Source organism: Streptomyces sp. NPDC045431 (assembly GCF_040646655.1).
Lineage (GTDB): Bacteria > Actinomycetota > Actinomycetes > Streptomycetales > Streptomycetaceae > Streptomyces.
The window spans coordinates 774,559-797,238 of sequence record NZ_JBEZAQ010000001.1 but is presented as its reverse complement, the minus strand read 5'-3'; the positions used below and the strand labels follow the sequence as shown (position 1 = coordinate 797,238).

General features: G+C 71.6%; 18 protein-coding genes. 3 read left to right on the top strand and 15 right to left on the bottom strand.

Annotation, left to right across the window (positions count from 1 at the left end; genetic code table 11):
• Positions 1 to 12: 12 nt before the first annotated feature.
• The 14 genes from AB0A69_RS03540 to AB0A69_RS03475 all read right to left on the bottom strand — a co-directional run bounded on the left by AB0A69_RS03540 (position 13) and on the right by AB0A69_RS03475 (position 16,879).
• Positions 13 to 1,530 carry a PH domain-containing protein gene (locus AB0A69_RS03540; RefSeq protein WP_361414820.1) on the bottom strand — a complete coding sequence of 506 codons (1,518 nt, stop codon included), beginning with the start codon at positions 1,528 to 1,530 and terminating at the stop codon, positions 13 to 15.
• Positions 1,527 to 2,027 carry a PH domain-containing protein gene (locus AB0A69_RS03535; protein ID WP_361414818.1) on the bottom strand — a complete coding sequence of 167 codons (501 nt, stop codon included), beginning with the start codon at positions 2,025 to 2,027 and terminating at the stop codon, positions 1,527 to 1,529. The genes AB0A69_RS03540 and AB0A69_RS03535 overlap by 4 nt, the downstream gene beginning before the upstream one ends.
• A gap of 14 nt (positions 2,028 to 2,041) precedes the next feature.
• A complete protein-coding gene (pgi, locus tag AB0A69_RS03530) occupies positions 2,042 to 3,700 on the bottom strand; it encodes a glucose-6-phosphate isomerase (RefSeq protein ID WP_361415207.1) in 1,659 nt (552 codons plus the stop codon).
• A 175-nt stretch (positions 3,701 to 3,875) separates the two neighbouring features.
• Complete coding sequence (locus AB0A69_RS03525; protein WP_003957010.1) at positions 3,876 to 4,211, bottom strand: RNA polymerase-binding protein RbpA; 336 nt, start codon at positions 4,209 to 4,211, stop codon at positions 3,876 to 3,878.
• A gap of 110 nt (positions 4,212 to 4,321) precedes the next feature.
• Positions 4,322 to 4,552: a preprotein translocase subunit SecG gene (gene secG / locus AB0A69_RS03520; RefSeq protein ID WP_361415205.1), complete on the bottom strand. Its 231-nt coding sequence runs from the start codon at positions 4,550 to 4,552 to the stop codon at positions 4,322 to 4,324.
• A gap of 137 nt (positions 4,553 to 4,689) precedes the next feature.
• On the bottom strand, positions 4,690 to 5,469 hold the full coding sequence (gene tpiA / locus AB0A69_RS03515; RefSeq protein ID WP_361414816.1) for a triose-phosphate isomerase: 780 nt from the start codon (positions 5,467 to 5,469) through the stop codon (positions 4,690 to 4,692).
• A gap of 7 nt (positions 5,470 to 5,476) precedes the next feature.
• Entirely contained in the window at positions 5,477 to 6,688 is a 1,212-nt protein-coding gene (locus AB0A69_RS03510; RefSeq protein WP_361414814.1) for a phosphoglycerate kinase, read from the bottom strand.
• A 138-nt stretch (positions 6,689 to 6,826) separates the two neighbouring features.
• Positions 6,827 to 7,831 carry a type I glyceraldehyde-3-phosphate dehydrogenase gene (gene gap, locus AB0A69_RS03505; RefSeq protein ID WP_355360126.1) on the bottom strand — a complete coding sequence of 335 codons (1,005 nt, stop codon included), beginning with the start codon at positions 7,829 to 7,831 and terminating at the stop codon, positions 6,827 to 6,829.
• 196 nt (positions 7,832 to 8,027) lie between these two features.
• The gene (locus AB0A69_RS03500) at positions 8,028 to 10,985 is read right to left on the bottom strand and encodes a M14 family zinc carboxypeptidase (RefSeq protein WP_361414812.1); all 2,958 of its coding nucleotides are present in this window, start codon (positions 10,983 to 10,985) and stop codon (positions 8,028 to 8,030) included.
• A 180-nt stretch (positions 10,986 to 11,165) separates the two neighbouring features.
• On the bottom strand, positions 11,166 to 12,155 hold the full coding sequence (gene whiA / locus AB0A69_RS03495; protein WP_355360120.1) for a DNA-binding protein WhiA: 990 nt from the start codon (positions 12,153 to 12,155) through the stop codon (positions 11,166 to 11,168).
• Positions 12,146 to 13,168, bottom strand: coding sequence for a uridine diphosphate-N-acetylglucosamine-binding protein YvcK (gene yvcK, locus AB0A69_RS03490; RefSeq protein ID WP_361414809.1), 1,023 nt, complete (start codon positions 13,166 to 13,168; stop codon positions 12,146 to 12,148). The genes whiA and yvcK overlap by 10 nt, the downstream gene beginning before the upstream one ends.
• Positions 13,165 to 14,052, bottom strand: a complete 888-nt coding sequence (rapZ, locus tag AB0A69_RS03485) for an RNase adapter RapZ (protein WP_361415203.1) — start codon at positions 14,050 to 14,052, stop codon at positions 13,165 to 13,167. Before rapZ ends, yvcK begins: the two co-directional genes overlap by 4 nt.
• 133 nt (positions 14,053 to 14,185) lie before the next feature.
• Positions 14,186 to 16,384 carry an excinuclease ABC subunit UvrC gene (gene uvrC / locus AB0A69_RS03480; RefSeq protein WP_361414807.1) on the bottom strand — a complete coding sequence of 733 codons (2,199 nt, stop codon included), beginning with the start codon at positions 16,382 to 16,384 and terminating at the stop codon, positions 14,186 to 14,188.
• Positions 16,385 to 16,450: 66 nt separating this feature from the next.
• Positions 16,451 to 16,879: a Rieske (2Fe-2S) protein gene (locus AB0A69_RS03475; RefSeq protein ID WP_361414805.1), complete on the bottom strand. Its 429-nt coding sequence runs from the start codon at positions 16,877 to 16,879 to the stop codon at positions 16,451 to 16,453.
• Between the two features lie 198 nt (positions 16,880 to 17,077).
• Here AB0A69_RS03475 and AB0A69_RS03470 point away from each other — a divergent pair, with 198 nt between their 5' ends.
• Positions 17,078 to 18,025 carry a carbohydrate kinase gene (locus AB0A69_RS03470; protein ID WP_361414803.1) on the top strand — a complete coding sequence of 316 codons (948 nt, stop codon included), beginning with the start codon at positions 17,078 to 17,080 and terminating at the stop codon, positions 18,023 to 18,025.
• 70 nt (positions 18,026 to 18,095) lie between these two features.
• Here AB0A69_RS03470 and uvrA read toward each other — a convergent pair whose 3' ends face one another.
• On the bottom strand, positions 18,096 to 21,098 hold the full coding sequence (uvrA, locus tag AB0A69_RS03465; protein WP_361414801.1) for an excinuclease ABC subunit UvrA: 3,003 nt from the start codon (positions 21,096 to 21,098) through the stop codon (positions 18,096 to 18,098).
• A gap of 195 nt (positions 21,099 to 21,293) precedes the next feature.
• Here uvrA and AB0A69_RS03460 point away from each other — a divergent pair, with 195 nt between their 5' ends.
• Both AB0A69_RS03460 and AB0A69_RS03455 read left to right on the top strand, forming a co-directional pair.
• Positions 21,294 to 21,977 (top strand): maleylpyruvate isomerase family mycothiol-dependent enzyme, encoded by a 684-nt coding sequence (locus tag AB0A69_RS03460; RefSeq protein ID WP_361414799.1) that lies wholly within the window; start codon positions 21,294 to 21,296, stop codon positions 21,975 to 21,977.
• 9 nt (positions 21,978 to 21,986) lie between these two features.
• A complete protein-coding gene (locus AB0A69_RS03455) occupies positions 21,987 to 22,643 on the top strand; it encodes an MBL fold metallo-hydrolase (protein ID WP_361414797.1) in 657 nt (218 codons plus the stop codon).
• Positions 22,644 to 22,680 lie beyond the last annotated feature (37 nt).

The following is a 22,680-nucleotide window of genomic DNA, read 5'->3' as shown; positions in this document are numbered from 1 at the left end:
CCGGGCCGTTCGTCATGTACGGGCTTCGAGGAAGGGCTCCAGCAGCTCCGGCACCGCCTCCGCCGCGAAGCGCAGGCCCTCCGTCTCGTCGGCGTCGTGGACGGCGTACGCGCCGGTGCCCGCCGCCGTCGTGGCGGTCAGGGTGATCAGGCCCGCGCGGCGCTGGGCGTACGACTGCCTGACCGTCCAGCCGATGACGCCGCCGCGCTGGAGGGCGATCGTCGCGCGGCGGAGGGTGCCGGAGCGGGTCAGGAGGTAGTCGCCGCCGAGGCCGTGGCCCAGGCTCCGGTACGCGTCGAGGGCGAGGACCGTCGCGAGCGGCAGGAGCACCACGGCGCAGGCCGCCGCCGCGTAGAGGAGTACGCCGGTGAGGAGGGCCCCGAGCACCGCCAGGACCAGTACGGGGAGGAGCGCGGCGCCGAGGGCCCAGCGCAGGCGGCGGGTGCGCGCCGCGCGGGGGTGGGCGGTGAGCGGCGTACCGGTGGGGGCGGCGGGTGCGCGCAGGACCCGGGCGGCGACCGCGTCCGCGACGGCGCGGGGTGCGGTGGGCAGCAGCGCCCGCAGGTCGGCGTGCTTGTCCTCCTGGTCCTTCACCAGGCCGGTGGCGACCGCGTCGAGCCGGGCGGCGCCGCACAGGCGCGCGCCGAGCGGTTCGACGAGTTCCACGCCGCGCAGCCGCCGCTCCTCGATGGAGACGGAACGCGCGGTGAGCAGACCGCGCCGGACCCTGAGCGTGCCGCCCGGCTCGCGCTCCAGCCGGTAGTTCCACCACATCTCCACCCACAGGCCGAGCGCGCCGACCGCGCCCGCGAGGGTGGCCGCCGCGGTGAGCACGACGACGATCCACAGGGGGGACGTGTCGTGGAAGCGGTCGCCTATCCAGGTGATGACCTCGCGCCGGGCGCCGAACCAGTCGCTGACCTGCAGCACGGCACCGGCCGCCGCGCCGCCGAGCGCCGGGGCGACGAACGACACCGGCGCGTACCGGATCCAGGCGGGGTCGAGGGCGGCCAGTTCGCCGTCGTCCCGGCCCTCCTGAGGGCCGGTCAGGGTGCGGTCGAGGAGTTCCCGGCGCAGCCGCTCCCCCTCGGCCCGGGTGACGGCGTCGAGCTCCAGGGTGGATTCGCCACCGCCGGTGTGCTCACCGGTGCCTATGCGGACCTTGACCAGCCCGAGGACGCGCAGCAGCGGATGGGCCGTCAGGTCGACGCTGCGGATACGCTCCCGGGCCAGGGAGCGGCGCTTGACCAGCAGCAGCCCGGTGTGGAGCTCGGCGTGGTCGGGCCCGATGCGGTAGCGGGTCTTGCGCCAGCGGACGTAGTCGGCGGCGGTCGCGCCGGCGACGAGCAGCGCCGCACCGGCCACCACAAGGGCGAACGCCTGCCACACGGCCATGGCGCCGGCGAGGCCCAGGAAGGCGGGGACCCCGCCGCCGACCGAGACGCCGGCCATGAGCAGGGCGGTGGCGAGAACGGTCCGCTTGTCCAGCCGCCGCCAGCCGCCGTCCGCAGGATCTGGCGCGGCGCTCATGTCGCGTCCCCGGGGGTGGCCCGGGTGATGCGGGTCAGCCGCTCGGCGAGGCCCGCGGCCAGTTCGTGGTCGAGCCCCTCGATACGGAGGGCGCCCTTGGCGGAGGCGGTGGTGACGGTCACCGTGGCCAGCCGGAACGCCTGCTCCAGCGGACCGCGCACGGTGTCCACGGTCTGGATCCGGGACATCGGCGCGATCCGCCACTCCTGCCACAGGTAGCCGGTACGGACGTAGACGGCGTCGCCCGTGACCTCCCAGCGGTGGACCGTGAACCACCAGCGGGGGAGGAACGCGGTGCAGACGAGCCCCAGCACGGCCCCGGCCGCGGCGGCCGCGAACAGCCAGGGCCGCGCGGGCCCGATGAAGCCGCCGAGCACGAGCAGCACCGTGACCGGTACCGCCGTCAGCAGCAGCAGCTGCGCCCGCCACCACCCGATGGCCCGCTCGTTCAGCGTGTGGGCCGGCGGCCGCAGCCGCACCGCGTTCTCCCCCGTCATCGGATCGGCCGCGCCTACGCCGTACGGCCCCGGAGCGCGCGGTACCGGTCGGCCAGCGCGGCGGTCGAGCCGTCCAGGCCCTCGCCGCCCTCGCCCCCGGTGAGCACCGGCTCGATCTTCTTGGCGAGCACCTTGCCGAGCTCGACGCCCCACTGGTCGAAGGAGTCGATGTTCCAGACGGCGCCCTGGACGAAGACCTTGTGCTCGTACAGCGCGATGAGCTGGCCCAGCACCGAGGGGGTCAGTTCGTCGGCGAGGATCGTGGTCGTGGGGTGGTTGCCGCGGAAGGTCTTGTGCGGCACCAGCTCCTCCGGGACGCCCTCGGCGCGGACCTCCTCGGGCGTCTTGCCGAAGGCGAGGGCCTGCGTCTGGGCGAAGAAGTTGGCCATGAGCAGGTCGTGCTGGGCGACCAGGCCGGGCAGCAGGTCGGGGACCGGCCGGGCGAAGCCGATGAAGTCGGCGGGGATGACCTTGGTGCCCTGGTGGATCAACTGGTAGTAGGCGTGCTGCCCGTTGGTGCCGGGGGTGCCCCAGACGACCGGGCCGGTCTGCCAGTCGACCGGGTTGCCCTCGCGGTCGACGGACTTGCCGTTGGACTCCATGTCGAGCTGCTGGAGGTACGCCGTGAACTTCGACAGGTAGTGGCTGTAGGGCAGGACGGCGTGCGACTGGGCGTCGAAGAACGCCCCGTACCAGACGCCCAGCAGGCCCAGCAGCAGTGGCGCGTTCTCCTCCGCCGGAGCGGTGCGGAAGTGCTCGTCGACGAGGTGGAAGCCGTCGAGCATCTCACGGAAGCGGTCCGGGCCGATGGCGATCATCAGGGAGAGGCCGATGGCGGAGTCGTACGAGTACCGGCCGCCGACCCAGTCCCAGAACTCGAACATGTTCGCCGTGTCGATGCCGAACTCCTCGACCTTCCCGGCGTTGGTCGACAGGGCGACGAAGTGCTTGGCGACGGCCTCCTGACCGGCCCTCAGCTCGGTGAGCAGCCAGTCGCGGGCGGAGGTGGCGTTGGTGATGGTCTCGATGGTGGTGAAGGTCTTGGACGCGATGATGAAGAGCGTCTCGGCGGCGTCCAGGTCGCGGATCGCCTCGTGCAGGTCGGCGCCGTCGACATTCGACACGAAACGGAACGTCAGGTCCCGCTGGGTGTAGGAGCGCAGCGCCTCGTACGCCATCGCCGGGCCGAGGTCGGAGCCGCCGATACCGATGTTGACGATGTTCCTGATGGGCTTTCCGGTGTGGCCCGTCCACGCGCCGGAGCGGACGCGCTCCGAGAACGTCGCCATCTTGTCGAGCACGGCGTGGACGCCGGCGACAACGTTCTCCCCGTCGACCTCGATCACGGCGTCGCGCGGGGCGCGCAGCGCGGTGTGCAGCACGGCCCGGTTCTCCGTGGTGTTGATCTTCTCGCCGCGGAACATGGCGTCCCGCAGCTCGGCCACCCCGGTCGCCGCGGCCAGCTCGCGCAGCAGCCTCAGCGTCTCGTCGGTCACCAACTGCTTGGAGTAGTCGAGATACAGGTCGCCCACCCGCAGGGTGTACCGGCTGCCGCGCTCCGGATCGGTGGCGAACAGCTCGCGCAGATGCGTCTGTCCCAGCTGCTCCCGGTGCTTGCCCAGAGCCGTCCACTCGGGCAACCGGTTGAGCCTGGTGCGTCCTTCTGCGTTCATCTCGGACATCAGCCCACTTCTTCTCGTACGTGCCTGCTTGCCCCGCTGCACCTCCAACCTAATTGATCCCGGACACCGGTGAGGCGATGAGCACGACGATAGGGGGCACCACTGACAACGGGCCCCGCCGGTGATGTCCACCGGCGAAGCCCGTCGTCCTGTATGCGCGTGTATGTCAGATCTCGCCCCGCAGTTTGGCCAGCGCCTCGGCCAGGATCGCCTCGCCGTCCGCGTCGCTGCGCCGCTCGCGTACGTACGCGAGGTGCGTCTTGTACGGCTCGGTGCGCGGTGGGTCCGGCGGGTTGTCCCGGTCCTGGCCGGCCGGGAACCCGCACCGCGGGCAGTCCCAGGTGTCGGGAACCTGCGCGTCGCTGGCGAAGCTCGGCTGGGTCTCGTGCCCGTTCGAGCACCAGAAGGAGATCCGGAGACGCGGCGCGGATTCGCCTCGCTCGGCCTCCCCCATCGGCCCCGCCCCGACCCGGCTTCCCCGGATCGCGTTGCCACTTGCCACGGTCGTAACTCCCTGCGTGATGGTGCTCGAAGATGCCCCAGTCTACGTAAGGCCCAACGCGCGTCCAGTGGTGGGAGTTACACCCGGCCACGGGACACGGAACCGATGGCTCAGCCGTCCAGCTTCACCAGCAGCGCGAGGACGACGATGCACGCGAACCACATCAGACCGACCACCACGGTGATGCGGTCCAGGTTGCGCTCGGCGACCGACGAGCCGCCGACGGACGACTGCATACCGCCGCCGAACATGTCGGAGAGGCCGCCGCCCTTCCCCTTGTGCATCAGCACCAGCAGCATCAGCAGCAGGCTGAAGACGATCAGGGCGATCGAGAACCCCATAACCACGGCTGGACCCTACTTCCTGGCAATTCTCGGACTACACCGACAAACGGACTTCTACGCACTGCGGGGGCACGGTGCCCGGAATCCGGGCCCCGGCCCCCGCAAGGGTACGACGGATCCGCCCTACCGCATACTCACTGGTCGCGGAAGCGCACGATCTTGACGAACTCGTCGGCGTCCAGCGCCGCGCCGCCCACCAGGGCGCCGTCCACGTCCGCCTGCGCCATGATCGCGGCGACGTTCGACGCCTTCACCGAGCCGCCGTACTGGATGCGGACCTTGTCGGCCAGCTCCTGCGTGTACAGCTCGGCCAGGCGCCCGCGGATCGCGCCGCAGACCTCCTGCGCGTCCTCGGGGGTGGCGACCTCGCCGGTGCCGATGGCCCACACCGGCTCGTACGCGATCACGATGGTCTCGGCCTGCTCGGCCGGGATGTCCTTCAGGCCGCCGTCGAGCTGCGCGAGCGTGTAGGAGACCTGGTCACCGGCCTTGCGGACGTCCAGGCCCTCGCCGACGCAGAGGATCGGGGTCAGGCCGTGCTTGAAGGCGGCCTTCACCTTGGCGTTGCAGATCTCGTCGTTCTCGCCGTGGTACTGGCGGCGCTCGGAGTGGCCGACGGCCACGTACGAGCACTTCAGCTTGGCCAGCATCGCGCCCGAGATCTCGCCGGTGTACGCGCCGGACTCGTGCGCCGAGAGGTCCTGGGCGCCGTACTTGATCTTGAGCTTGTCGCCCTCGACGAGGGTCTGGACGGAGCGCAGGTCGGTGAAGGGCGCCAGGACCGCGACCTCGACGGCGTCGTAGTCCTTGTCGGTCAGCGCGAAGGCGAGCTTCTGGACGTGGGCGATGGCCTCCAGGTGGTTGAGGTTCATCTTCCAGTTGCCCGCCATCAGCGGGGTGCGGGTGTTGCTCATGTGGGGGTCAGTCCTCCAGTGCGGCGAGGCCGGGAAGCGTCTTGCCCTCGAGGTACTCGAGGCTCGCGCCGCCGCCGGTCGAGATGTGGCCGAAAGCGTTCTCGTCGAAGCCCAGGGTCCGGACGGCCGCGGCGGAGTCGCCACCGCCGACGACCGAGAAGGCCGGGGAGTCGACGAGCGCCTGGGCGACGGCCTTGGTGCCCTGGGCGTAGTCGGGGTGCTCGAAGACGCCCATGGGGCCGTTCCAGAAGACGGTGGCCGCGTCGGCGAGCTTCGATGCGTACAGCTTGCGGGTCTCCGGACCGATGTCCAGGCCCTCCTGGTCCGCCGGGATGGCGGTGGCGGAGACCGTGGTCGGGTTCGCCGGGGCCTTGGTCTTCAGGTCCGGGAATTCGGCGGAGACCAGCACGTCGACGGGGAGCACGAACTCCACGCCCTTCTTCTCGGCGCGCGCCAGGTACTCCAGGCACGCCGGGATCTGGTCCTCCTGGAGCAGCGAGATCCCGACCTCGTGGCCCTTGGCCTTGAGGAAGGTGTACGCCATGCCGCCGCCGATCAGGATGCGGTCGGCCTTCTCCAGCAGCTGGTCGATGACGCCCAGCTTGTCGGAGACCTTGGCGCCGCCGAGGACGACGACGTACGGCCGCCTGACGTCCTCGGTGAGCTTCTTCAGGACGCCGACCTCGGTGGCGATGAGGTAACCGGCGTAGCTCGGGAGCAGCTTCGGCAGGTCGTAGACGGAGGCGTGCTTGCGGTGCACCGCGCCGAAGCCGTCGCCGACGTACACGTCCGCGAGGGCGGCGAGGCGGGCGGCGAACTCGGCGCGCTCGGCGTCGTCCTTGGAGGTCTCACCGGCGTTGAAGCGGAGGTTCTCCAGGACGGCGACCTGGCCGGCCTCCAGGCCGGAGACCGCGGAGTGGGCCTCGGAGCCGATCGTGTCGCCGGCGAAGGCCACCGGGCGGCCGAGGAGCTCGCCGAGGCGCGAGGCGGCGAACCGCAGCGTGAAGGCCGGGTCCGGGGCGCCCTTGGGGCGGCCGAGGTGGGAGGCCACGACGACCTTGGCACCGGCCTCGGTCAGCGCCTTGACGGTCGGCAGGACGGCGCGGATGCGGCCGTCGTCGGTGATGGTGGTGCCGTCCAGCGGCACGTTGAGGTCGGCGCGGACGAATACCCGCTTGCCGTCCACTCCTTGGCGGAGAAGTTCGTCGATCGTCTTCATCTGTGCTGTTACTCCGTACTCCTAGGAAGATCAACGCGAGGGAGGATCGACGCAAGCGACAGGGCCCGTACAGCGCGGCGTTGCGCTGCCCGAGCCCTGTGCTCACATCGTGATGCCTGGCCTGGTGGCTTTAGACTCTCAGAGCTGCTCGCCGACGAAGACGGTGAGGTCGACGAGTCGGTTGGAGTAGCCCCACTCGTTGTCGTACCAGCCGACGACCTTGACCTGCTTGCCCTGGACCATCGTCAGCTGCGAGTCGAAGGTGCAGGACGCCGGCCAGTTGACGATGTCCGAGGAGACGATCGGGTCCTCGGTGTACTCCAGGATGCCCTTGAGCTGCCCCTCGGCGGCCTTCTGGAAGGCGGTGTTGATCTCGTCCTTGGTGACCTCGCGGTCGAGCTCGATGACGAGGTCGGTGACCGAGCCGGTCGGGACCGGGACGCGCATGGCGATGCCGTCCAGCTTGCCCTTGAGCTGCGGGAGGACCAGCGCGGTGGCCTTGGCGGCGCCCGTGGAGGTCGGGATGATGTTCTCCGCGGCGGCGCGGGCGCGGCGCAGGTCCTTGTGCGGGAAGTCCAGGATGCGCTGGTCGTTGGTGTACGCGTGGACGGTCGTCATCATGCCCTTGACGATGCCGAAGTTCTCGTCGAGCACCTTGGCCATCGGCGCCACGCAGTTGGTGGTGCAGGAGGCGTTGGAGATGACGTGGTGGTTGGCCGCGTCGTACTTGTCCTGGTTGACACCCATGACGATGGTGATGTCCTCGTCGCTGGCCGGAGCCGAGATGAGGACCTTCTTCGCGCCGCCGGCGATGTGCTTCTCGGCGTCGGCCTTCTTCGTGAAGATGCCGGTCGACTCGATGACGATGTCGACGCCCAGCTCGCCCCACGGGATGTCGGCGGGGTTGCGCTCGGACAGCACCTTGATCGTGTGGCCGTCGACGGTGATGGTGTCGGCGGTGTGGCTGACCTCGGCCTTGAGACGACCCAGGATGGTGTCGTACTTCAGCAGGTGAGCGGTGGTCGCGGTGTCACCCAGGTCGTTGACAGCCACGATCTCGATGTCTGCACCCTGCTCCAGCAGCGCGCGGAAGTAGTTACGACCGATGCGGCCAAAGCCGTTGATGCCTACGCGGATCGTCACGAACCGATCTCCTCGTTAGGTACGCCGGGTTTCGACGCCGGCGAGTTTTATTTGGGATGTCCCCGACCGATTACGACCCTACCCCGCCTAGGGCGCGCTAGTGACATCCTGCGCATCCGTACGGCCCCGGGTCCCATACCTACCGGCGGGTACGGGATCCGGGGCCTTTCCGGGGGCTCCCGGTGGCTACGCAGGGTCAGCGGCGGAGTGCGGTGAGCGCCTTCCCGAGCAGGTCCCTGCGCTCGGCCGGGGTGGCCACGTGTTCCAGGCCGAAGCCGAGGAGCACGGTGTCGCGGGTGGTGACGGCCGCCCGGGAGTGGAACAGCGCGGGCGAGCGCGCCCAGTCGGCGCCGTTGCCCGGGCTGCCGGCCGGCGGGCCGGCGACGGTCCAGGCGCCCAGCGAGGTCTCGAAGCCCTCGCCGTCCTGCCGGGCGGAGCCGACGACGAGCTCGGTGTCGTCGACGAAGACGCCCATCCCGCCGGTGCCGGGGTCGGTGACGTAGGAGAGGGAGAGCTCGACTTTCTTGCCCGCGTACGCGCTCAGGTCGACGGCGGCCTGGCGCCAGCCGTTGGAGGAGCCGGTGAAGGCGTGCCAGGCGCCGGTGGTGCCGGTGGCGGTGCAGCCGTCGGCTCCGACGGTGAGGTAGCGCGCGAGGAAGGGGTGGCCGGCGACGTAGAAGCCCTCGCCGCAGTCGGTCGGGACGGTGGTGGAGGTGTTGCCGTTGGCGTCGGGCAGGGTGGTCCAGTCGTCCGCCCCGGCGGTGTGGGCCTCGACGATGACGTTGTCGTAGCCGGGCTCGGTGTCGTGGCTGAGGGCGAAGCGGAGGGTGGGCTTCGACGCGGCCTCGACACCGGTGAGGTCGATGGTGCGGGTGAGCCGCGCCCAGGTGTCGTCGGCGTGCCGGACGGCCGCGAAGGAGGTGCCCTCGGACGGTTCGAAGGGGGTGCGCAGGCCGGGGTAGTCGCCGGCGGCGGCGCTGCGGAACTGCGGGAACCGGTCCGGCGGAAGGGTGTCGGAGGTGACGGTGTAGGCGCCGGCGTGGTCGAGGGGGTTGCCCGCGACCGGGCCGAGCGCCGCCTTCGTACCGGCGAAGGGGCCGGTGCCGGCGAAGCGCGTCGGGTCCTTCAGTCCGGCGCGGTGGTACGCGCCGAGGTAGTACTGCGCGAAGTCGTCGGAGTCGGCGCGGCCGATGTCGACCAGGCCGCCCGCCTGCTCGCCGGCGTTGACGAGCTTGCCGCCCTCGTTGAGGTAGTCGCGCACGGCGAGCATGGTGGGCCCGGAGGGCGCGTTCGCGCCGGTGTACCAGACGACCGTCCCGAAGTGGCCCAGCACGCCGAGCGGATGCGGGGTGCCCTGGACGGCGACGTCCCAGACGGCGGCGCGGCGGCCGCTGTCCCGTACGGCCCGGGTGTACGCGGCCGCGTGCTGCGCGGGCGCGCCGGTGCCGCCCTCGTCGGCGAGGACCAGCACGTCACCGCGCGGGCGGGCGGCGATGGTGTACGTGAAGGGGGTCGAGGAGACGCGCTCGCCGTCGCGAGTGCGGCCGGTGAACCAGACCTCGACCGTGTCGCCCGGTTCGCCGTCCTGGACCTCGGCGCGGTACTCGTCGTAGTAGAGGTTGTCCTCGCCGCCGTACGTCTCGCCGCCCTCCCAGGCTTCGAGGCGCTGGTCGTGTGTGCGGCCGCCGTTGACGCGGTACTTGAGCTCCTTGTCGCGCAGGGACCTGCGGGCGGTGACGGAGACCTCCTGGTCGGCGCCGTCGTACGCGTACGAGGTGGTGAAGGTGTCGGGGACGAAGGGGGGCGCGTCGGCGCCGGTCGGGGAGACGGGGTCGTCGGGGCGGGCGGCGGACTCGGCGACGGCGAGCGCGAACGGGATGTTCTTGGCGAACTCCTGCTGGATCAGCTTCTCGTCGTCGGGGAAGGTGAAGACGGAGGCGCAGTCGGCCGGCTCCCAGGCGTCGTTCGGGTCGACGCGGGAGGCGGTGGCGCAGGTCGACATCTCCGGGGTGAACATCTGCATGCCGTTGACGTTGGCCGCGTGGCCGTCGGCCTCGCCGTTGGTGGTGTAGAGCTCGGAGGAGACCTGCGGGCGGTAGCCGGGGATCGCGGGCTGGGCGGGGGTGCCGGCCAGCGCCTTGAGGGGGACGTCGTCGGGGGTGTCGGTGGCGACCTGCCAGCCGACGCCGTAGAGGATCAGCTGGGCGGCGGAGTGGTAGTTGATGCCGTACTGGAAGCCGATCCGCTTCTGGAAGGCGTCGAGCGCCTTCGTCTCGGGCTCCGACATGGGGCCGGGGCCGCGGTAGGTCTCGTCGGCGGGGTCGGGGGACGAGCCCTCGTCGTCGTATCCCCACTTGTAGGAGAAGTTGCGGTTGAGGTCGACGCCGTCGCCGGGGGTGATCCGGCCGTCGCCGTTGTTGTCGCGCAGGTTCTTGCGCCACTGGCGGTTGGCGGGGTCGGCGTGCGTGAAGTCGTAGCCGTCGGGGTTGGCGGAGAGGACGAACCACAGCTCGGTGGTGTCGACGATCCGCGTGATGCGGGGGTCCTTGCCGTATCCGGCGAGGTAGTGGTGGAGCAGCCGCCGGTTCATCTCGGGGGTGATCCACTCGCGGGCGTGCTGGTTGGAGAGGTAGAGGGTGGCGGGCTTGGAGCCGTCCTTGGACTTCTGGGCGGCCTTGGTGAGCTTGAGGGCGAGGATGTCCTGGCCTTTGACGGTCTTGCCGAGGGAGACGACCTTGGTGAGGGCGGGGTGGGCGCGGGCGGTCGCAAGGATCTCCGCCTTGAGCCCGTTCTCTCCGCCGTACGGGCGGAACACGCCGTCCCCGGCGGCCGCGAGGCGCTTCTCGGCGGTGTCGGGGACGGTGTGCTCGGTGAGGTCGACGCCCTTGTCGCGCAGGCTCTTCGCCTGGGGCCCGGTGAGGTACAACTCGATGGTGGCGGCGCCCTTTTCGGGGATGCGCTCGCTCAGCTCATGGCCGTCGGCACCGGCTTCGAGGAGGAGCTGCACCTGGTCCTTGCCGACCTTCGCGTGCCAGACGGACAGGCGGTCGCCGTCCGTGCCGTCCTTCTGTTCCGCTCCGGCGACGGGTCCCGCCGCCAGCCCGGCGATCAGCAGTGAAGCCGCGGCGAGGATCGCTCTCGCTCTGCGTCTCATAAGCCCCCCTTGCTGTTGTCTGCCACGAAAGTGAACAGGCGCCAGGCTTCTGGGACATCATGATCATGTCAATACCGCCTCGGGCGCCGTGACCGAACCCGGCGCGGGGCGGCGTAGGGCCGGAAAACGCCGCTGCCGGCGCCCCGGGGAGGGGGCGCCGGCAGCGATGGTCGCGGGGGCTCAGCCGACCAGGCCGTCGGCCATCTCCTCCGTCAGGCTGGACTCCGTACCCGGAATGCCCAGGTCCTGCGCCCGCTTGTCGGCCATCGCCAGGAGGCGGCGGATCCGGCCGGCGACCGCGTCCTTGGTCAGCGGCGGGTCGGCGAGGGCGCCCAGCTCCTCCAGCGAGGCCTGCTTGTGCTCCATGCGCAGCCGCCCGGCCGCCGCGAGGTGCTCGGGCACCTCCTCGCCGAGGATCTCCAGGGCGCGCTGCACCCGGGCGCCGGCGGCGACGGCCGCGCGCGCCGAGCGGCGCAGGTTGGCGTCGTCGAAGTTGGCCAGGCGGTTGGCGGTGGCGCGGACCTCGCGGCGCATCCGCCGCTCCTCCCAGGCCAGCACCGAGTCGTGCGCCCCGAGCCGGGTCAGCAGCGCGCCGATGGCGTCTCCGTCGCGTACGACCACGCGGTCCACGCCGCGCACCTCGCGGGCCTTGGCGGGGATCGAGAGCCGGCGGGCGGCGCCGACCAGCGCGAGCGCGGCCTCCGGGCCGGGGCAGGTGACCTCCAGCGACGAGGAGCGGCCCGGCTCGGTCAGCGAGCCGTGCGCCAGGAACGCGCCGCGCCAGGCGGCCTCGGCGTCACAGGTGGCGCCGGAGACGACCTGCGGCGGCAGGCCCCGGATGGGCCGGCCCCGGCCGTCCACCAGCCCCGTCTGCCGCGCCAGCTGATCGCCGCCGGCCACCACGCGCACCACGAAGCGCGAGCCGCGCCGCAGACCGCCGGGTGCCATCACGATCAACTCGGAGTTGTGGCCGAAGATCTCCGCGATGTCCCGCTTCAGACGGCGGGCCGCCATCGCCGTGTCCAGCTCCGCCTCGATCACGATCCGCCCGCTGACCAGGTGCAGTCCGCCGGCGAACCGCAGGATCGACGAGACCTCCGCCTTTCTGCAGCAGGTCCGGGTGACGGGAAGCCGGGAGATTTCGTCCTTCACCGCTGCCGTCATCGCCATGGGCCGATCCTTCCATGCATCCGAAAAATACGGTCGTACGCGGCGGCCAACAGCTCCGGGTCGTGCTTCGGCAAGCCGTCCTTCCTGGCCACCGGGGCCAGCTCGACCGCGGCACCGAGCCGCTGGGCGGCATCTGCGAGGGACTCGCGGTCGGGTACGGCGGCCTCGTCGGCCAGCACCACGTCCAGGGCGAGTTTAGGGGCGTGTCGTCCCAAAACCTCCAAATGACGCTGCGGGGAGAAGCCCTCGGTTTCACCGGGCTGCGGCGCCAGGTTCAACGACAGCACCCGGCGGGCCTTCGTCTCGATCAGTGCGTCCAGCAGCTCGGGCACCAGCAGGTGCGGTATCACCGACGAGAACCAGGAGCCGGGACCGAGGACCACCCAGTCCGCGTCGAGCACGGCCGCGACCGCCTCGGGCACGGCCGGCGGGTCGTTCGGCACGAGGTGCACCGACTGGACCTCGCCGGGCGTGAGCGCCACCGTCGCCTGCCCGCGCACCAGGTCGACGTCGTCCGGGCGCTCGGGGTCATGGCCCTTCACCAGCGCCTGGAGCTCCAGCGGCACGGCCGACATGGGCAGCACCCGGCCGTGCGCGCCGAGCAGCCTGCCGACCAGGTCCAGGGCCTGGACGTGGTCGCCGAGCTGCTCCCACAGGGCGACGATCAGCAGATTGCCGACCGCGTGCTCGTGCAGCTCGCCCTGCGACTGGAAGCGGTGCTGGATGACCCTGGCCCACGTCTGGCCCCAGTCGTCGTCGCCGCACAGCGCCGCCAGGGCCTTGCGCAGGTCCCCGGGCGGCAGCACGCCGAGCTCCTCGCGGAGCCGGCCGCTGGAGCCGCCGTCGTCGGCGACCGTGACCACGGCGGTCAGGTCGCCGGTGATGCGGCGCAGCGCGGCGAGGGACGCGGACAGGCCCATGCCGCCGCCGAGGGCGACGACCTTGGGCTGCGCTCCGCGTCGGCGGAGCGTACGAGCGGACAGGGTGCTCGTACGCCGGCGGTACGGTTTCACTCGCGCCCCATGTCCCGGTGGACGACGACGGTCTCGACACCCTCGGAGGCGAGGCGGGCGGCGAGCTTCTCGGACATGGCGACGGAGCGGTGCTTCCCGCCGGTGCAGCCGACGGCGATGGTGACGTACCGCTTGCCCTCGCGGCGGTAGCCGGTGGAGATCAGCTGGAGCAGCTCGGTGTACCGGTCCAGGAACTCCTTGGCGCCCGGCTGGTTGAAGACGTACCCGGAGACCTCTTCGTTGAGGCCGGTGTACGGGCGCAGCTCCGGCACCCAGTGCGGGTTGGGCAGGAAGCGGCAGTCCACCACGAGGTCGGCGTCGACGGGCAGGCCGTACTTGTAGCCGAAGGACATGACCGTGGCGCGCAGCTCCGGCTCCTCGTCGCCGGCGAACTGAGCGTCCATCTTGGCGCGCAGCTCGTGGACGTTGAGGCTGGAGGTGTCGATCACCAGGTCGGCGTCGCCGCGCAGCTCGCGCAGCAGGTCGCGCTCGGCGGCGATGCCGTCGACGATCCGGCCGTCGCCCTGGAGCGGGTGCGGGCGGCGCACCGACTCGAAGCGGCGGACCAGGGCCTCGTCGGACGACTCCAGGAAGACGATGCGGCGCGTGACCTGCTTGGCGTCGAGGTCGGCGAGGGACTCGCGCAGGCTCTCGAAGAACTGGCGGCCGCGTACGTCGACGACGGCGGCGATCCGCGCGACATTGCCCTGGGAGCGGGCGCCGAGCTCCACCATGGTGGGGATCAGCGCCGGCGGCAGGTTGTCCACGACGAACCAGCCGAGGTCCTCCAGACACTTGGCGGCGGTGCTGCGCCCGGCGCCGGACATACCGGAGATGATCACCAGCTCGGGGATGGCCGCCTCGGCGGCCTCACCGGGCTCCATCGTCGTGCCCGTACTCACGTGTGCTGCTCCGTCTTCTCGCTCTGCCGCCGGTCCGGTCGCCGGTTCGGCTGCCCGTCCGGTCGCCGGTTCGGTCGCCGGTTCGGTCGCCGGTTCGGCTGCCAGTGGCTCGTGCTCAGTCATCTCTGCTTCCCCCGTCCTGTGCGGTTCCCCTGCCGTCGTCTTCAATGATCTCTCCTGTCGCCGTGTTCACGGCGGGAGCGGCCGGAGCGGCCTGGGCGAGGGCGACGGCCACGGCTTCGGCGGTCTTCCGGCCGAGGCCCGGTACCTCGCAGATCTGCTCGATTGTCGCCTGCCGCAGCCGCTTCACCGAGCCGAAATGCTTGATCAGTGCCTGCTTGCGGGTGTCGCCGAGACCGGGGACGTCGTCCAGCGGGCTGGTCCTGATCCGCTTGGAGCGCTTGGAGCGCTGGTAGCGGATGGCGAAGTCGTGCGCCGTGTCCCGGACCCGCTGGAGGAGATACAGCCCCTCACTGCTCCGGGGCAGGACCACCGGGTCCTCCTCGTCTGGCAGCCACACCTCCTCCAGGCGCTTGGCGAGGCCGCAGACGGCGACGTCGTCGATGCCGAGCTCGTCGAGGGCACGCCGGGCGGCCGCGACCTGCGGGCGGCCGCCGTCGACGACGACGAGCTGGGGCGGGTAGGCGAACTTCTTCGGCCGGCCGGTCTCGTCGGCGAGACCGAGGGCGACCGGCCCCTCGCCGGGCGCGGGCGCGGTACCGGAGGCCGGGGCCTCGCCGGGGGCGGTACCGGGGGCCTCGCCGGGCGCGGGGGCCTCGCCGGGCGCGGGGGCCTCGCCGGGGGCGGGGACCGTGCCGGGGACGGCGCCGGCGGCGGTTCCGTCGGCGTGGTCGGCGGCACGGTCGCGGCCGGCGGCGCCGTCGGGCTCCTCCACCGCCCACTCGCCGGTCCGCTCGCGCTCCGCGAGGTACCGCTTGAAGCGGCGGCTGATCACCTCGTGCATCGAGCGGACGTCGTCCTGCCCCTCGAAGCCCCTGATCTGGAAGCGGCGGTACTCGCTCTTGCGGGGCAGGCCGTCCTCGAAGACGACCATGGACGCGACGACGTCCTCGCCCTGGAGGTGCGAGATGTCGAAGCACTCGATGCGCAGGGGCGCCGTCTCCAGGCCCAGGGCCTCGGCGATCTCCTCCAGGGCGCGGGAGCGCGTGGTGAGGTCGCTGGCGCGCTTGGTCTTGTGCAGGACGAGGGCCTGCTGGGCGTTGCGGCCGACCGTCTCCATCAGCGCCTTCTTGTCGCCGCGCTGCGGGATGCGCAGGGAGACGTTCGACCCGCGGCGGCCGCTGAGCCACTGCGTGACGGCCTCGGCGTCCTCCGGGAGCGCGGGGACGAGGACCTCCTTGGGCACGGCGTCGCCGCTCTCGTCCCCGTACAGCTGCTGGAGCGCGTGCTCGACCAGGCCCGCCGTGTCGACCGCCTCCACCTTGTCGGTGACCCAGCCGCGCTGGCCGCGGACCCGGCCGCCGCGGACGTGGAAGATCTGGACGGCGGCTTCCAGCTCGTCCTCGGCGACGGCGATCAGGTCGGCGTCGGTGGCGTCGGCGAGGACGACGGCGCTCTTCTCCATGGCCCGCTTCAGGGCCTCTATGTCGTCGCGCAGGCGGGCGGCCCGCTCGTACTCCATGTCCTCGGCCGCCGCCATCATGTCCTTCTCCAGGCGGCGGATGTACGTGCCGGTGCGGCCGGCCATGAAGTCGCAGAACTCCTCGGCCAGCTCCCGGTGTTCCTCGGGGTCCACCCGGCCCACGCAGGGCGCCGAGCACTTGCCGATGTAGCCGAGGAGGCAGGGGCGGCCGGTGCGCTCGGCGTTCTTGAACACCCCGGCGGAGCAGGTCCGCACCGGGAAGACCCGCAGCAGCAGGTCGACGGTGTCGCGGATGGCCCAGGCGTGGCTGTAGGGGCCGAAGTAGCGCACGCCCTTCTTCTTCTGGCCGCGCATGACCTGCACGCGGGGGAAGTCCTCGTTGAGGGTGACGGCGAGGTAGGGGTAGCTCTTGTCGTCCCGGTACTTGACGTTGAACCTCGGGTCGAACTCCTTGATCCAGGAGTACTCCAGCTGGAGCGCCTCGACCTCCGTCGACACCACCGTCCACTCCACGGAGGCGGCCGTGGTGACCATGGTGCGGGTGCGCGGGTGCAGGCCCGCCAGGTCCTGGAAGTAGTTGGCGAGCCGCTGGCGCAGGGACTTCGCCTTCCCGACGTAGATCACCCGGCGGTGATCGTCGCGGAATTTGTAGACCCCCGGCGAGTCGGGGATCTGTCCCGGCTTGGGGCGGTAGCTGGAGGGGTCTGCCATGCCTCACACCCTACTGGCGCCCACTGACAGTCCGGCCGGCGTAACGCCCGTGGGGCGACTGCCGCGTTACGCTTCGGGACCCGCGACCAGCTTGCCGTCGGTGACCTTGACCGGGACCTCCGGCAGCGCGGCGGTCGCCGGGCCCTTGATCGCCTTGCCCGTGGTGACGTCGAAGCGGCTGCCGTGGCAGGGGCAGTTCCCCTCGATGCCCTCGACCTTGTCGAAGACGCAACCCGCGTGGGTGCACTGCGCGCTGAACGCCTTGTACCGGCCCTTGGCCGGGCAGCTCACGACCAGGCGCTGCTCGCGGTAGAGCTTGGCACCACCGACGGGCACCTCGTCGGCCGCGCCGAGGTCGACCGGGGCGGTGGGGGTGGGGTTCTGGGCGTGGCCGAGCTTGGAGTCGGTGGAGCAGGCGGCGGCGCCCAGCCCGGCGGCCCCGGCGAGGGCGGCACCTTTCAGCACGGTGCGGCGGGCTGCGGGCTGGCCGGACATGGGCGCTCCACGGGTCTCACGGCGGAAGGGGGACGTCGGCGGCGGGACCACCCGGTACGGGGACCAGCGGTACGCGCCGACGCGGTACGGGCGGACCGGCACGGTCCGACTCGGTACGGATCCGACGATACCCGCGTAGATGTGCGGCCCTTCCGCGGGGGCTGTCCCGGCCCTCGGCGATGGGTTACGTTCGGGCTCGTGATCGTCGTCGCCGGAGAGTCCCTGATCGACCTGGTCCCGGAGCCCGGTGCCGAGGGCGCCGGGCCGCTCGCGCCGCTCGTGCCCCGGCGGGGCGGGGGCCCGTACAACACCGCGGTGGCGCTGGGGCGGCTGGGCGCGGACGTCGCCTTCTGCTCCCGGATCTCCACCGACGCCTTCGGGGAGACGCTGCTGGAGGGCCTGCGGGCCGCGGGCGTCGCCACCGGCCTCGTACAGCGCGGTCCCGAGCCGACGACGCTGGCGGTGGCGTCGCTGGGGGCGGACGGGTCGGCGCGGTACGGGTTCTACGCGCAGGGCACGGCCGACCGGCTGTTCGCGCTGCCGGAGCGGCTTCCGGAGGGCGTGCGGGCGGTCTCCTTCGGGACGTGCTCGCTGGCGCTGGAGCCGGGCGCGAGCGCGTACGAGGCGCTGCTGCGGCGGGAGGCCGGGCGCGGGGTGCTCACGCTGCTGGACCCGAACGTCCGGCCGGGTCTGATCCCGGACGCGGAGGCCTACCGGGCGCGGTTCGCGGGGTGGTTGCCGTACGTGTCGGTGCTGAAGCTCTCCGAGGAGGACGCCCGGTGGCTGGGCGGTTCGCCGGAGGAGTGGCTGGCGAAGGGCCCGTCGGCGGTGGTGCTGACGCGGGGTGCTTCGGGGCTGTCGCTCCACACCCGTGACCTGGACGTCTCGGTGCCGGCGGTCCCGGTGGCGGTCGCCGACACGATCGGCGCGGGCGACACGGTGAACGCGGCGTTGCTGCACGGCCTGGCGGGCCGGGCCCGGGACACCGAGGGCGCCCTGGACGCCAGGAGCTGCGCCCTGGACGGCTTGGCCGCCTTGGACGCCGACGGCTGGCGGGACCTGCTGGCCTTCGCGTCCCGTGCGGCGGCCGTCACCTGCTCCCGCCCGGGCGCGGAGCCGCCGTACGCGGCGGAGCTGGCGCCGTAGGGAAACCGGCGCCGCCCGGTGCCCTTCCCGTTGGGGAGGGGCACCGGGCGGCGCGGCCTGCGGCGGGGCGTCAGGAGGTGGTGCGGCTGCGGGGCGACGTCGTCTTCTTCGCCGGGGTCGTGCGGGCCGTGGCCGTCTTGCGGCGGGGCGCACCGTCCGCCGCCGCGACCGTCTTCTTCGAGGCGCGCTTGCGTGCCGCCGGGACCGACGGGACCGCGTCGCTGATGCGCTCCGGGTCGAGGATGTCCCGCAGGAACTTGCCGGTGTGGCTGGCCGGGACGCCCGCGACCTGCTCGGGCGTGCCCTCGGCGACGACCAGGCCGCCGCCGCTGCCGCCTTCGGGGCCCATGTCGACGACCCAGTCGGCGGTCTTGATGACATCGAGGTTGTGCTCGATGACGATCACGCTGTTGCCCTTGTCGACCAGGTTCGACAGGACCTTGATCAGCTTCGAGATGTCCTCGAAGTGCAGACCGGTGGTCGGCTCGTCCAGGACGTACACCGTGCGCCCGGTGGACCGCTTCTGCAGCTCGGAGGCGAGCTTGACGCGCTGCGCCTCACCGCCGGAGAGCGTCGGCGCCGACTGGCCCAGCCGTACGTACCCGAGACCGACCTCGGTCAGGGTGCGCAGGTGGCGGGCGATCGTGGGGACGGCCTCGAAGAAGTCGAGGGCCTCCTCGATCGGCATGTCCAGCACCTCGGCGATGGACTTGCCCTTGTAGTGCACCTCCAGGGTCTCCCGGTTGTAGCGCGCCCCGTGGCAGACCTCGCACGGGACGTACACGTCCGGCAGGAAGTTCATCTCGATCTTGATGGTGCCGTCACCGGAGCAGTTCTCGCAGCGGCCGCCCTTGACGTTGAAGGAGAAGCGCCCGGGCAGGTACCCCCGGACCTTCGCCTCCATCGTCTCGGCGAAGAGCTTGCGGACGTGGTCGAAGACACCGGTGTACGTCGCCGGGTTCGACCGCGGGGTGCGGCCGATGGGCGACTGGTCGACGTGGACGACCTTGTCGACGAGGTCGTCGCCGTCCACGCGCGTGTGCCGTCCCGGCACCGACTTGGCGCCGTTCAGCTCGCGCGCGAGGTGGGTGTAGAGGATGTCGTTGACCAGGGTCGACTTGCCGGAGCCGGAGACGCCGGTGACCGCCGTGAGCACGCCGAGCGGGAAGGAGACGTCGATGTCCCGCAGGTTGTTCTCGCGGGCGCCGTGCACGGTGAGCCGGCGGGACGGGTCCACGGGCCGCCGGACGTCGGGGGTCGGGATGGACCGCTTCCCGGACAGGTACTGCCCCGTCATCGACTCCTTGTTGGCCAGCAGCTGCTTCAGCGGGCCGGAGTGGACGACCTTGCCGCCGTGCTCGCCGGCGCCGGGGCCGATGTCGACGACCCAGTCGGCGACCTTGATGGTGTCCTCGTCGTGCTCGACGACGATGAGGGTGTTGCCCATGTCGCGCAGGCGCACGAGCGTCTCGATGAGCCGGTGGTTGTCGCGCTGGTGGAGACCGATGGACGGCTCGTCGAGCACGTACAGCACACCCACCAGGCCGGAGCCGATCTGGGTGGCGAGCCGGATGCGCTGGGCCTCGCCGCCGGAGAGGGTGCCGGCCGCGCGGTTCAGCGAGAGGTAGTCCAGGCCCACGTCCACGAGGAAGCGGAGCCGTTCGTTGACCTCCTTGAGCACGCGCTCGGCGATCTTCTTGTCGCGGTCGTTCAGCGTGAGGCGGCCGAGGAAGTCGGCGCACTCGCTGATGGACATCGCCGAGACCTCGGCGATGGACTTCTCCATCACCGTGACCGCGAGGACGATCGGCTTGAGGCGCGTGCCCTCACACGTGGGGCAGGGCACCTCGCGCATGTACCCCTCGAAGCGCTCGCGGCTGGAGTCGCTCTCGGCCTCGCTGTGCCGCCGCTTGACGAAGGAGACGGCGCCTTCGAAGGCGGGGGTGGTGTACGCCCGCTCCCTGCCGTACCGGTTGCGGTAGCGGACCTCGACCTGGGTCTTGTGCCCGTACAGCAGGGCCTTCTTGGCGCGGGCGGGCAGCCCGGCCCAGGGGATGTCGGTACGGAAGCCGAGCGCGTCGGCGAGCCCGCCGATCAGGCGGCCGAAGTACTCCTTGGTGTGGCCGTGCGACCAGGGGTGGATGGCGCCCTCGTCGAGGGAGCGCTCCTCGTCGGGGACGACGAGCTCGGGGTCGACCTCCATGCGCGTGCCGATGCCGGTGCACTCGGGGCAGGCGCCGAAGGGCGAGTTGAAGGAGAAGGAGCGGGGCTCCAGCTCCTCGAAGGAGAGGTCGTCGTACGGGCAGTACAGGTGCTCGGAGTACATCCGCTCGCGCTCGGGGTCGTGCTCGGGGAGGTCGACGAAGTCGAGCACGACCATGCCGCCGGACAGGCCGAGCGCGGTCTCCACGGAGTCGGTGAGCCGGCGCTTGGCGCTGTCCTTCACCGTCAGGCGGTCGACGACCACCTCGATGGTGTGCTTCTCCTGCTTCTTCAGCGTGGGCGGCTCGGCGAGCTGGATGGTCTGCCCGTCCACCCGGGCCCGGCTGTAGCCCTTGGTCTGGAGGTCGGCGAAGAGGTCGACGAACTCGCCCTTGCGCTCGCGCACCAGCGGCGAGAGCACCTGGAAGCGGCTGCCCTCGGGCAGCTCCAGGACCTTGTCGACGATCGCCTGCGGTGACTGGCGCGAGATCGGGCGGCGGCACTCCGGGCAGTGCGGCTTGCCGATGCGCGCGAAGAGCAGGCGCAGGTAGTCGTAGACCTCGGTGATGGTGCCGACCGTGGAGCGCGGGTTGCGCGAGGTCGACTTCTGGTCGATCGAGACGGCCGGGGAGAGGCCCTCGATGAAGTCGACGTCCGGCTTGTCCATCTGGCCGAGGAACTGCCGGGCGTAGGAGGAGAGCGACTCGACGTACCGGCGCTGCCCCTCGGCGAAGATCGTGTCGAACGCGAGGGAGGACTTGCCCGACCCCGAGAGCCCGGTGAAGACGATGAGGGAGTCGCGCGGGAGGTCGAGCGAGACGTTCTTCAGATTGTGCTCGCGCGCGCCACGGACGATGAGACGGTCGGCCACGCCGGTCCGCACCTTTCTTGAGAGAAGCGGGGGCACAGCCCCCGTCCCAGACTGTTCAAGCCTACGGGGGGCCGCCAAACGGATGAGTGCCTGACTTTCAAGGATGCCTCCACCGAGCGTATAGCACGCGCATTCGATTTCCGGCCTTGCTCGGCCACCTTCACCCGATCGTGTGGCGGCGCTAGGGTCGGCGACATGATCGATCACGTGCATGACCTGGCCTCTGTACGCGAGGCGACCGACCGGCTGCTCACCGCGGCCGCCAAACTGGACGACGCGGCGGTCGCCGCGCCCTCCCGCCTGCCGGGCTGGACCCGGGGCCACGTACTGGCCCACCTCTCACGTAACGCGGACGCCCTCGTGAATGTTCTCCAGGGCCGCCCGATGTACGAGAGCGCCGAGGCCCGCGACGCCGACATCGAGCGCGACGCCCCCCGCCCGCTCGCCGCCCAGCTCGACGACGTCCGCGAGAGCGCCGCGCGCTTCCAGGCCCAGGGCGAGGTCCCGGCCGACTGGGACCGGACGGTCGAGCTCCGCAACGGCGTGACGGACCGGGCCGTCCGGGTGCCCTTCCGCCGCCTCGTCGAGGTCGAGCTGCACCATGTCGACCTGGGCATCGGCTACGAGCTGGAGGACCTTCCGGCGGAGTTCACGGAGCGGGAGATCGACTTCCTCGCCGACCGGTTCTCCGGCAACGCGACGGTGCCGCCCACCCGGCTGCTGGCCGGCGGCCGGGAGTGGCGCACCGGCGGCGAGGAGGGCACCGAGGTGACCGTCTCCGGCACGGCGGCCGACCTGCTGGGCTGGCTCGCCGGCCGCCGCGACGGCGCGGGCCTGGAAGTGCGGGGTGGCACCCTTCCGGCGCTGCCGCCGCTATAGCCTGGGGGCATGACGTACAGCGGAGCGGTCAAGGTCGGCGGGCCCGCGGATGTGCACGAGCTCACGGACCTGATCATCTCGAAGGTCGCCGTCGGCCCGATGGACAACAACTCCTACCTGCTGCGCTGCCGGACCACCGGCGAACAGCTGCTGGTCGACGCGGCGAACGAGCCGCGGACGCTGCTCCGGCTGATCGGTGACGACGGCATCACCGCCGTCGTCACCACCCACCGCCACCACGACCACTGGCAGGCGCTCGCCGACGTCGTGGCGGCCACCGGGGCCCGGACGTACGCCGGGCGGTACGACGCCGAGGGCATCGACGTGCCCACGGACGTGCCGGTCGAGGACGGGGAGACGATCCGCGTCGGACGGGTCGAGCTCACCGCGCGGCGGATGGTCGGGCACACGCCCGGCTCGATCGTGCTGATCTACGACGACCCGCACGGCCATCCGCACGTCTTCACCGGTGACTGCCTCTTCCCGGGCGGTGTCGGCAACACGCACAAGGACCCCGACGCCTTCGCCAGCCTGATCCTGGACGTGGAGACGAAGCTGTTCGACGTCCTGCCGGACGAGACCTGGATCTACCCGGGGCACGGCAAGGACACCACGCTGGGTGACGAGCGCCCCCATCTGCCGGAGTGGCGCGAGCGCGGCTGGTAGCCGCCCCGGCCCCGCTCCCGGCGGGGCCGTGCGCGCG